10 protein-coding genes are annotated in these 10,829 nt (G+C 65.7%); 6 read left to right on the plus strand and 4 right to left on the minus strand.

Translation table 11 applies throughout. The features are described from left to right. Nucleotides 1-35 precede the first annotated feature (35 nt). The 4 genes from IPL75_17175 (at nt 36) to IPL75_17190 (ending at nt 4,109) form a co-directional block, all read left to right on the plus strand. Nucleotides 36-647, plus strand: coding sequence for a class I SAM-dependent methyltransferase (locus IPL75_17175; GenBank protein ID MBK9241929.1), 612 nt, complete (start codon nt 36-38; stop codon nt 645-647). 41 nt (nt 648-688) lie between these two features. Then, nucleotides 689-1,741: a hypothetical protein gene (locus IPL75_17180; protein ID MBK9241930.1), complete on the plus strand. Its 1,053-nt coding sequence runs from the start codon at nt 689-691 to the stop codon at nt 1,739-1,741. A gap of 69 nt (nt 1,742-1,810) precedes the next feature. Beyond that, on the plus strand, nt 1,811-2,911 hold the full coding sequence (locus IPL75_17185; protein MBK9241931.1) for a hypothetical protein: 1,101 nt from the start codon (nt 1,811-1,813) through the stop codon (nt 2,909-2,911). Between the two features lie 19 nt (nt 2,912-2,930). Next, a complete protein-coding gene (locus IPL75_17190; protein MBK9241932.1) occupies nt 2,931-4,109 on the plus strand; it encodes a hypothetical protein in 1,179 nt (392 codons plus the stop codon). A gap of 20 nt (nt 4,110-4,129) precedes the next feature. On the opposite strand, the gene IPL75_17195 is transcribed toward IPL75_17190, so the two are convergent. Genes IPL75_17195 through IPL75_17205 form a run of 3 tightly spaced genes read right to left on the minus strand, consistent with a single transcriptional unit; the run spans nt 4,130 to nt 7,145 of the window. After that, nucleotides 4,130-4,576: a chromate transporter gene (locus IPL75_17195; GenBank protein MBK9241933.1), complete on the minus strand. Its 447-nt coding sequence runs from the start codon at nt 4,574-4,576 to the stop codon at nt 4,130-4,132. Between the two features lie 38 nt (nt 4,577-4,614). Continuing rightward, nucleotides 4,615-6,147 (minus strand): carbohydrate kinase, encoded by a 1,533-nt coding sequence (locus tag IPL75_17200; GenBank protein ID MBK9241934.1) that lies wholly within the window; start codon nt 6,145-6,147, stop codon nt 4,615-4,617. Then, nucleotides 6,144-7,145 carry a Gfo/Idh/MocA family oxidoreductase gene (locus tag IPL75_17205; GenBank protein MBK9241935.1) on the minus strand — a complete coding sequence of 334 codons (1,002 nt, stop codon included), beginning with the start codon at nt 7,143-7,145 and terminating at the stop codon, nt 6,144-6,146. Before IPL75_17205 ends, IPL75_17200 begins: the two co-directional genes overlap by 4 nt. A 169-nt stretch (nt 7,146-7,314) precedes the next feature. Between IPL75_17205 and IPL75_17210 the strand changes: the two genes are divergently transcribed. Beyond that, complete coding sequence (locus IPL75_17210) at nt 7,315-9,048, plus strand: hypothetical protein (GenBank protein MBK9241936.1); 1,734 nt, start codon at nt 7,315-7,317, stop codon at nt 9,046-9,048. Nucleotides 9,049-9,115: 67 nt separating this feature from the next. Further along, nucleotides 9,116-9,550, plus strand: a complete 435-nt coding sequence (locus IPL75_17215) for a heme-binding protein (GenBank protein MBK9241937.1) — start codon at nt 9,116-9,118, stop codon at nt 9,548-9,550. An 8-nt stretch (nt 9,551-9,558) separates the two neighbouring features. Here IPL75_17215 and IPL75_17220 read toward each other — a convergent pair whose 3' ends face one another. Next, complete coding sequence (locus IPL75_17220; GenBank protein ID MBK9241938.1) at nt 9,559-10,821, minus strand: M20/M25/M40 family metallo-hydrolase; 1,263 nt, start codon at nt 10,819-10,821, stop codon at nt 9,559-9,561. Nucleotides 10,822-10,829: the final 8 nt, after the last annotated feature.

Here is a 10,829-nt window from a genome sequence, read left to right on the forward strand (position 1 = left end):
ACCCGAGCGGCGGCAACCACGCAAGATAGCCGAATATGCCCGGACACAATGAATGGCTGGAGGTGGCGCGCACGGCCACCGCCGACGACCTGCGCGAACATATCCTCACGGGATTCAAGAGCGGCAAACCGTTCACACCGTACGTGCCGACCATCGCGCTGCCGTCACCTGTGGACTGGGTGCTGGATTTCGGGTGCGGCGTCGGCCGAAACTTCCCTTGTGTGCGAACCATCGGGGGGCACGTCGCGGGCTTTGACCTGCCGCCCATGATCGCGCGATGCAGGGAACTGGCGCAGCCCGTGGATCTGCTGTCAGACGACTGGTCGTCGCTCAAGAACCGCCGCTTCGATCTGATTTTTGCGTCGCTGGTACTGCAACACATCGAAGTGGACGTGGTGCGCGCATACCTTGCTGACTTTGCGCGCATGGCGCCCGTCACGTACCTCCTGACGCGCGACAGCAGTGATTTCGGCGTCAACGTGCTCGACCTGGTCTCCGAGAGTGAGGCCTTCGACGCCGGGGACTGCACGGCGGTCGATCACGATCCGGAGACCCACCAGCTTCGGGTGCTGGGACGCATGTCATTCGAACAGGCCCGTCAGTCCACCGAACCTGCGCACTACGAAGTGCTGTTGCGGTCCCGGTGACTTAATCAGTCGACAAGCGCCAAGTGAATATACTCACTCCCGTGCTGCCTGACCTGCCCGCCCGATGGGTTGCTTCCCTCCTGCCGGGCGGGATTCCCGAAGAAACGCACGCCACCTGCGACCGCTGTGCCATGTGCTCGGCGGACGCGCCTCAGGGCTCGGCCACGTTTTTTCATCCCACCGCCAAGTGCTGCACGTACGAACCGGCCCTGCCGAACTTCCTCGTGGGACGCATTCTGCGCGATACCGATGCGGCCATGCAGTTCGGCCGCCGCACGGTGGAAGAGCGCATCGCCACGCGACTGGCCACCACGCCCTGGGGCCTCGAGCCCACCCGTCGTCACAGCCTGCTCTACGGCGACAGCGTGGAGTTGTTCGGCCGATCGCCGGATCTGAGATGTCCTCACTATCAGGAAAACGGCGCCGACGGCACGTGTGGGATCTGGCGGCATCGGAATGCGGTGTGCGCGACGTGGCATTGCAAACACGTGCGAGGCGCGGTGGGTCTGGGGTTCTGGCAGTCGCTGGGACGCCTGCTGTCGGAAGCTGAATGGGCGCTCGCCACCTGGTGTGTCACCGAGTTGGGTGAGTCTCCGGGTGAACTGTCGCGGCTCCTGCACCGAGCGAGGTTGCGCCTGGCGCCGTCCGACCTCGGCGGCGCGGATGACCAGGCCGAATACGAAGCCGGATGGGGCTCGTGGGCCGGGCGCGAAGCGGAGTACTACACACGCGCAGCGGCGCTCGTGGACGCGCTGGAGTGGACGGACGTGGAGCGGATCGGGGGCGTGCGGCTCCGCGCACACGCAACGCTCGTGCGAGACGCCTACGCCGCACTGATATCGACCGAGCTCCCCGAGCGGACCACGTTGGGTACGCTGAGAGTGCTGTCTGCCGACGACGGAAAGTGCACCGTGCAGACATACAGCAGCTTCGACCCGCTTCGGGTCCCGGCCAGCCTGATTTCTCTGTTGCCGCAGTTCAACGGGCGCGACACTCACGCCACCGTCGACGCCATTGCGAGCGAGTCGGGCACCCGTCTCAGCGACGGAATCCTTCGCAAATTGCTCGACTTCGGCCTCCTGCGAAAGGCCTGAACGCACCCGTCCGCCCATGCGATAATCCGGGCGGGTTTCCCACAACTGTTTTTGGAGGTCTTTCGCGTGATGCGCACATTCACCAAGCTCACCGCTGTCTTGCTGCTGGCCGTCGCTTCGGTGTCGGCCCCGCTCTCGGCGGGTCCGACCCCTGCGGTTGGTCCCTCGTTCTCAAGCATCGGCCCGCTCGCCTTTGGCCCCGACGGCACGTTGTTCGCCGCCGACCGCACCGCCGCGTCCATCGTCGCCATGAAGCTTCCCGACTTCGACGTCAAGGTTGGCGATCCCTTCGGCACGTTGGGCACGAAGGATGTCGAGAACATCGACTCGAAGGTCGGGGCACTGCTCGGCACCGACGCTGCCGGGGTGACCATCACGGACCTCGCCGTCCATCCCACAACGAAGCACACCTACTTGTCGGTGATGCGCGGCACGGGACCGACCGCACAGCCCGCGCTCGTGCGCATTGAGGGCGCCGGAGCGATCAGCCTGGTGGCGCTTGAGACGGTGAGCTTCACGAGCGTGGCGTTGCCGAACCCGGCCGCAGTGAATCCTAACGGCCGCGGCGGCCGCGCGCAGTCGGTGACCGACCTCGCGTTTGTGAATGGCCGCGTCTACGTGGCGGGCCTGTCGAACGAGGAGTTTGCGTCGAAGCTCTGGTCGGTCGGTTATCCATTTGCCAGCGTGGACAACGGCGCGAGCATCGAGATTTACCACGGCAACCACGGCGCGCTTGAGACGCGTTCCCCCGTGATGGCGTTTGTGCCGTACACAATCGGCGGCGAACTGAACATCCTCGCCGGCTACACGTGCACCCCGCTGGTCAAGATCCCGGTGCAGGCCCTCAAGGCAGGAACCAAAGTCGTGGGCACCACGATCGCGGAATTCGGCGCCGGCAATCAGCCGCTGGACCTGATGGTGTACCGCAAGGACGGGAAGGACTTCCTGCTGATGTCCAACTCCCGGCATGGCGTGATCAAGATTGGCACCGATGGCTTTGCCACGGCGGCGCCCATCACGACCCGGATCGGCGGCACGGCCGGCGTGACTTTTGAAACCATCACCTCGATGACCAACGTCGAGCAGATGGACCTGCTGGATGCGGGTCACACCATGGTGATCACGCGCGGCGCGTCGGGACGGAACCTCAACGTCGTCGTCCTGCCCTGATCCACGCGACGCTCTTATCGTGCGCGTCTTCGTTCGACGGTCACTGCAGCGGCTCAGCCTGCTGACGTGGCTGGCGGCCGTAACGGCCTGCTCGGCAACTCCAACGCCGGAGTTGCCAGGCGGGCCGTTGTCGGCTGCGCTCGTGGTGGACACAGAGACGCAGCAGCCGGTGATTCGCGTGACCGGGTGGTCGTCCACTGAACTCGATTCACTGCGGGCCCGGGACGTGGCCGCTGCAACCTGGAATCAGCTGCTGCAAGTGAGCGTGGCGGGCACCACAGGCATCGACATCGCCGGGCAGCATCGCGTGAACGCAGATTCCGTGGACATGGTGCCCAGGTTCCCGCTCGATCGCGGTCGCGAATACGTGGTGCGCATCAATCCGTCTGCGCTGCCGGTGCCCCGGCCTGGTGGCCGCATTGAAGCGCGCGTCATGCTGCCCGCGTCGGCTGCGACGCCGTCGGTCTCGGTCACCGGCATCTACCCATCTTCATCTGTGTGGCCCGACAACATCCTGCGCTTCTATCTGCACTTTTCCGCGCCCATGGCGGGAACGGCAGCGGTGGGCCATGTGCGCCTGGTGGACGACGCGGGCCAGGAAGTTCGCGATGCCCTGCTCGAAGTGGACGTCGATCTCTGGAACCGCGACTACACGCGCCGCACCGTGTTTTTTGATCCGGGTCGGGTCAAACGCGGTATCAGACCCAATCTGGAACTCGGGCGCGCGCTCATCGCCGGCAGAAAATACGCCATCGTGGTCAGTCCGGAATGGCGTGACGGGCGTGGCCAGCAACTCATTCGTGAATTTCGCCACGAGTTCACGGCCGGACCGCCGGTTGAGCGACCCGTCGCACCGGCGGCCTGGACGATCGAGCCGCCCCCTGCGGGATCGCGCGACCCGCTCGTGGTGCGATTCCCCTGGGCACTTGACGAGGGCCTGCTGCAACGCGCCCTGGGTGTGACGTCGCCGGGCGGTCAGCCCATCGACGGCACGGTGACGGTGCGCGCGCAGGAAAGGGAATGGACGTTTACGCCCGCCGCGGCATGGCGCAACGCGCCGCATGCCCTGGTGGTCCTGACCGTGCTCGAAGATCCAGCCGGGAACAAGGTCGGCCAGGCCTTCGAGTTCGAGATGTTCGCACAGCCCCGCACCGCTGAAGCAGAACGGCTCACCATCCCCTTCCGCCCCCGTTCCTAAGTTCCTAAGTTCCTAAGTTCCTAATTGACGTAGAGTGCGCGTATCTGGAACAGGATGTAGAGCCCGATGAGGCCACCGATGAGGGCGCCCAGGATGTTCCCGCTCAGCAGCGAGAGCAGGATCCCGATCAGCTGCGAATAAAAAATCAGCGTCCACCCCGACTTTTTACGCGCGAAGAGCCCTGGCAGCGCCAATCCGAGCAGCACGAGCTGGGCCAGCAGCACCAGCGTGAGGTACGTGAAGCCGGCTGCGTATCCCACGCCGCCGAACGGCATCAGCGCTGTGCCGATACCGAGCATGAATAGCAGGCCAGGCAGCGAGAGCACCAACAGCACCAGGGCGATCCATGGACCGAACTTCACCAGGAACTCCCGGATCTCGCCGGGGATCTGGAACGGGGCCTTCTGGACGAGATAGAAGTCGAGGAACCCAACGAGGTCGCGTGGTGCCTGATCGGATGTGGTCATGAGAGCCTCCTATGCGAGAACAGTCGCGGCATTGTAGTTCAAAGCGCTCGCCGCAGCCGCCCTTCTGCTTCGGCATAGCGCGTCCTCAAATCGGCGTAGGTCGCTACGGCCGCTTCCTGTGGGGTGACTCGGCTCGCCACCAGCGGGGCAGCCAGATCTCTGACGACGTCGGGCCACGGCACCGGGTCGGATGACGCAGCGGCATCAGCGTGCCACGCTCGGAGCGCCGACCCGAGGCAGGCTGAGTTACCGACCGGGAACTGATAGACGTCCGCGTTGAACACGTTGGCCATGACCTGCAGTACGTCGCGGTTGGCGGCGGCGCCTCCGGTGGCGTGGATGCGGCGGACGGCCACCCCCATCCAACGCGAGTGATTGGCCATGGCCATCATCTGTGCCTCAACCACCGCTCGCACGTTACCCGGCACATCGTCAGGCTCCAGGCCGACCCGGCGCACACCGGGCACCGGGACGTCGGGTGTGATTTCGGGATCGAACCACGGGAACATGATTCGCCCGAGGTTGCCGGCGGGTGTTGACCTGAGGCATTGCGAGAAACCCGCCCAGTCAAGCCCATAGGCGTCGCGCACCCGTTCGCGCGCGAGCGATCCGTTCTTGAAGACGGTGATCCCCATGAAGTCACCCGTCGGCGCGCCGAACACATGACCAATGCCGCCGGGGTCCACTCTCGATTCCCGCATGATGCCGGCGATCGTGTCACTGGTGCCGAGCGAAACCACGACGTGGCCGTCCGTCACCAGACCCGTGCCCACGAGGCTGGACGAATTATCGCCAGTCCACGCGACGATGCGTGCGGGTGGCAAGCCATACGTCGACTGCCAACGTGGCGCCAGCGTGCCAATCACGCTGGCCGACGGCACGATCCGGGGCAGCTTCGGCCCCAAACCCGGTGCGGTGGCCTCCACCGCGAGCAGCCACCACTCATTGGTCGCGAGGTCCATGAGGTTCATTCCGCTGGCATCGCCTGGATCAAGAGGTGCCTCCGCGCCGAGCAGATGTGACGCGAGGAAGGAACTGACCAGGTGGATGCGTGCAGTGCCGGCGTACGCCTGCGGATCGGCCTTGTAGAACTTTCGAATCTGCGGTCCGGCGAAACGTTCGTACGCGCGTGATCCCGTACGCTGGGCCAGCACCGCAGCGCCACCAACCGCCGCCGTGATCTCCGCGCACTCGTCGCGCGTGCTGCTGTCCATCCAGATCGGGGATACGGACCTTGTGAAGGTTCCGTCGCTGCCGAGATACACGCTGCCGTGCTGCTGCGCGCATCCGCTGATGGCACAGAGCCGGCTCAGATCAGCACCGCACCCGGCCACACGACCCAGCATCTGCTCCAGCGCCTCGACCCACATCGCAGGAGACGAGACTCTGACGAGCGGGTCAGCTGAAGGCAACACACCATGGACGGTGCCGAACTCGGGGAACGCCTGATCAAACGGCATGACGTCCTGCCAGAGGACTTCGGCTCTACCGCCGGTCACACCGATCAGAATGGCCGACAGACTCTGCGTGGAACTGTCGAGCCCGAGGTAACACCGCTGCGCGCCGCTCACGGAACCTCCCAGCCCCCAGACGTTGCGGAGCGGAACGCCGCATCGATGACGGCCATGTTCTTCACCGACATCTCGAGCGGATATGGCGCCGCGCGCGATTCCAGAATGGCGAGCGACAATTCGTCGCCCTGCGCGCGGTACTGATCACACGCCGGAATCTCCAGAGTCTCTACGGTCCTGCCCAACAGATCGCCGTGTGAATCCACGAAGAGACGGCACGGCCGGTCGGGCGGCGCGTTGAAGGGAATCTCGACCTCGAGGCGTCCGCGTGTGCCAAACACCTGCACGCGCTGGTAGGGCGCCAGTCGTGTGCTGCACACGCCGATCGCCTGACCCGACGGGTAGTCCAGCATCAACGAGGCCAGCGTATCCACGCCCGACACCGGGTCGCGCTCCACCAGACTCATGACCCGTCGCGGTTCCTCGCCGAAGATCATTCGCGACGTCATGATCAAATAACACCCGATATCCATCAAGCCACCGCCGCCCCACTCAGCAACATTGCGGATGTTGGTGGGGTCGTCGTTGAAATAGCTGAATGCGCCGACGTACGAACGCACGTCACCGAGCTGGCCGGAGCGGCACACGTCCAGAGCACGCACCCACTGCGGCGCGGACCGCACCATGAACGCCTCCTGAATGACAACGCCCGTCCGATCGCGCACGCCGATCAAGGCCTGCGCGTCGCCGGCCGACAGACCAACCGGCTTCTCGCACAACACGTGTTTGCCGGCCTCTGCCGCCCGCGTGGTCCACGGCACGTGCAGGTGGTTCGGCAACGGGTTGTAGATGGCGTCCACGTCGGGATCGGCCAGCAGGGCCTCATACGATCCGTGGGACTTTGGGATCCCCAGCGCGGTGGCCGCCGCTCGAGCCGACGACGCCTCGCGCGACGCGATCGCCACCACCTCGGTGTATGCCCCGCCCTGCATGGCGGGAATCACTTTATCCACACCGATTTTCGCGGTGCTCAACACGCCCCATTTAATCTTCTTCATTCGTGAATCTGGAACCGGTAATTTACCTCAGTCGAGGTCTGCCGGGCGTGGGGAGTCTGGCGCAGCGGTGCGGAATAACCCACCGCCCTTACCCGACGAGGGGCGCGGGACACTTCTCAAAACCGGCCTCCGGGCGTGGCCCGCATCTTGCTTCGTTGAGGGCCCCATCATGGACCAGGAGCAGGAGCGCGACCTCCGACTCGCCCGCCTCGAAGCCGCACTGGCTGAGGTGCAGCACCGCCTGGACGCGCTCGAAGGCCGCCGCGGCACCCAGATTGTGACGCGCGAGGCACTCGCGTCTCCTGTCGCGCTGCTGGAACTTGCGCCGGTGGAGCCCCCACCCGCGGAAGCCGCCCCGAGGGACCTCACCGGCCTTGCGACGTTACTGGGCCGGGCCTTCATGGTGTTTGGTGGCGCCTATCTCCTGCGTGCCCTCACGGAGTCTGGGCGTGTGCCCGCAACCGCCGGTGTCATCATCGGCCTGGCCTACTGCGCCGGCTGGATGATCGCGGCCCACCGCTCGGCCGCGACACGCCCAACAAGCGCGCAGTTCCACGGCGTCACCGCCCTGCTCGTGGCGTTACCTCTCGTGTGGGAGGCCACCGCACGGTTCGGCCTGATGAGTCCAGGTGCCGCCGCGCTGACGCTGGCCTGCATCAGCGGCGCCGCATTCGCTGTCGCGTGGCGCGGGCGGCTCGACGTGGTTGCGGCCGTGGCGGGTTTCGGCACCGTGGCCGCCGCCTTTGCCACCGCGTCGTCCACCAACCACTTCGCGGCGTTCTCGTTGCTCCTGATCGGTCTCAGTGTGGTGACCTATTGGATGTCCGAACAACCCCGACACGCCTGGCTCCGATGGCCCAACGCTGCCGCCGCCGGACTGTCGGTGATCGGCGTGACGATTCGCGCGCTGGGCCACCCTCCGCTGGAAGCCCCAGGGCTCACCCTGATCGCCCAAGCGGCATTTGTGGCGACGATGCAGGGATCGCTGGCGGTGCGACTGCTGATGCTCGGTCGCAACGCCCGGTTCTTCGACGTCATGCAGGCGGCGAGCGGCCTGGTCATCGGCATCGGGGGCGCGGTCATGGTGAGCCGCGCGTCACCCGGCGGGCTCGGACTGATCGGCGCGGTCGCAGGGATCCTGGCGCTCGGCGCATATCTGGGCGCCTTTCTGCGTCTCTCCGACCGCCCCCATCTCTCAGCCAGTTACCATCTGTTGGCGGCCTTCGGCCTCGTGACCGCGATCGCGGCGCTGGCGCTGCTCTTCTCCGGGCCCATCCTGGCGCTGGTTGCGATCACTCTCGGAATCATCACCATTGGTCTGGGCCCCCACCGGCTCGCCGGCTACGCCGCGCTGCACGGTTCGGCCTACGTCCTGACCGCGCTCGCCGCGTCGGGGCTGCTCACCGCGTCGCTGTCTGCCTGGATGCGCAATCCGACGCCGTGGCCTTCGGTGTCCACTATCGGCTGGCTGACTCTGGGCACGGCTGGAATATGCGCCACGCTGCGTCCCCCGCAGCATGGCGATATCGGCGACCTGCTCGCGCGCGTCGGGCGGCGGCTGTTGGCTGCGCTCTTCGTCTTCGCGGCGAGCGGCGCGGTACTGATGGTCACGGGGCCGCTCATCGCAGGGACTCCGCCCGATGCCGGCGTCCTTGCCACGCTGCGAACCACGCTCTTGTCGCTGACGGTCATCGGCCTCGGCCTAGCCGCACGCCTGCCACAGACGAGGGTGTTTGCCCGCCTCGTCTATCCACTCCTCATCGTCGGCGGGTTGCGGTTCGTGGCCGACGACTTCCGGCACTCGGGTCCTGCCACGCTGTTCATTGCACTGGCCGTCTACGGCCTGGCGTGGGTCCTTGGTCCGCGGCTCGCTGCACGAGACAGCGGGACATCCGCCGGCTGAACACGCCCGGGAATCTGCTAGGCTTTCGGCCATGTTGCGAACCCTGATGATGTGTGGAGGCCTCTTGATGTTGGCGATTCCGCTGGCTGCGCAAACCCAGCTGCCCACCAAACGTGTGCTGACGCTGGAAGCGGCGCGACGCGTGGTGGCGGCGGCCGAAGCCGAGGCCCGCAAGAACAACTGGGCCGTATCGATCGCGGTGCTCGACGACAGCGGACACATGATCCTGTTCCAACGCATGGACGGCGCCAAGCTCGTGGCCACCGACATTGCGATACGCAAGGCGCGCACGGCCGTCTACTTCCAGGGCCCGACCAAGGATTTGGAGGCCGAAGTGGCCGGTGGCCGAACGGCCCTGCTGCCCATCGAGGGCTTCATGCCGCTCGAAGGCGGCGTGCCGTTGATGTCAGGCGGCCAACTGGTCGGCGCGGTCGGCGTGAGCGGAGTCAGTGGCGCGCAAGACGCGCAGTGTGCGCTCGCGGGCGCCGCGACAATCAAATAGGAACGCCCCTACCGCGCGAGCGCGAGTATCGTTGCGAGCGCGATCTCGATTCCGCGAAGGCTCGGGACCTTGTCGACCGCGATCCACTCGTCAAGCGCGTGTGCACGGCCGCCGCGGCCACCTGAATCCACGGTGATCGCGGGGATGCCGAGGCTGATGGGGATGTTGGAGTCGGTGCTGCTCCAGCTGAATGTCGGCCGCCCGCCCGCCGCCCGGATCGACGCCGCGGCGGTCTGGACGATCGGCGAGTCTATCGGTGTCTCTCCTGACGGCCGATCGCCGATCAACTTCAGTTCGGCCGTCACCGGGCCCTGGGCCGTGGAACGGGCCGCGTTTTCTTCGCGCACGGCGTCGGCAATCAGTGCCATCAGGCTTTCATCAAGCTTCTGCAGTTCTGCGCGTGACTCCGAACGCATGTCGAGTTCCATCCATGACTCGAAGGGAATCGAGTTCACTGATGTGCCGCCGCCGACCACGCCGACGCTGTACGTCGTTTTGGGTTTCTCGGGCACGGTCAGTTTGCCAAAACGCTGCATCGCACCGGCCATCGCGAATGCGGGGCTCACGAGTCCAAACGCCCCATAACTGTGTCCGCCCGGTCCCTTGAAGATGACGCGATACCGGCGGCTGCCGACGCCGCCGTGAGTAATGTTGGCCCCCCCACCGGCGCCGTCCACGGAAATGAACATCTTGATGCGATCCTTGTACTTGCCCTTGTTGAACAAGTACTTCACACCGCGCAAGTCGCCCTGGCCCTCTTCACCCACATTGCCGATAAACAGGAGGTCACTCTCCGTACGGATGCCCGCCTCGTTCATGGCGCGGATCATCGCCAGCAGCACCGCCAGCGAACGGGTGTCGTCGCCGATGCCAGGCGCAGACAGCCGATCGCCGTCACGCTTGACCTTCACGTCGGTGCCCTCCGGGAACACAGTGTCGAGGTGTGCCGCAATAGCGATGAGCGGCGCCGTGTCTCGCCCCGCACCGGCGCCCCGGCGCAACCCCATCACGTTGCCTTCTTCGTCCTGCTCAAGATCGGTCAAGCCGGACGCGCGCAGCATCTCAAGGTAGGCAGCAGCACGCGCGGTTTCCTTGAAGGGGGGCGCGGGAATCTCGGTCAGCGTGATGATCTCTGCCACCAGTCGATCGTGATCGCGATCGAGCACGGCCATCGCCTTCTTGAAGCCATCGCTCGATCGAACCGTGGCGATGGTGGCATCAAACGGACTGGTCTGCGCCGTGACGGCCGCGCTGAGCAGGCCCACGGCCATGGCAATTC

The sequence above is a fragment of the Acidobacteriota bacterium genome (genome assembly GCA_016716905.1).
Taxonomy (GTDB): domain Bacteria; phylum Acidobacteriota; class Vicinamibacteria; order Vicinamibacterales; family SCN-69-37; genus SYFT01.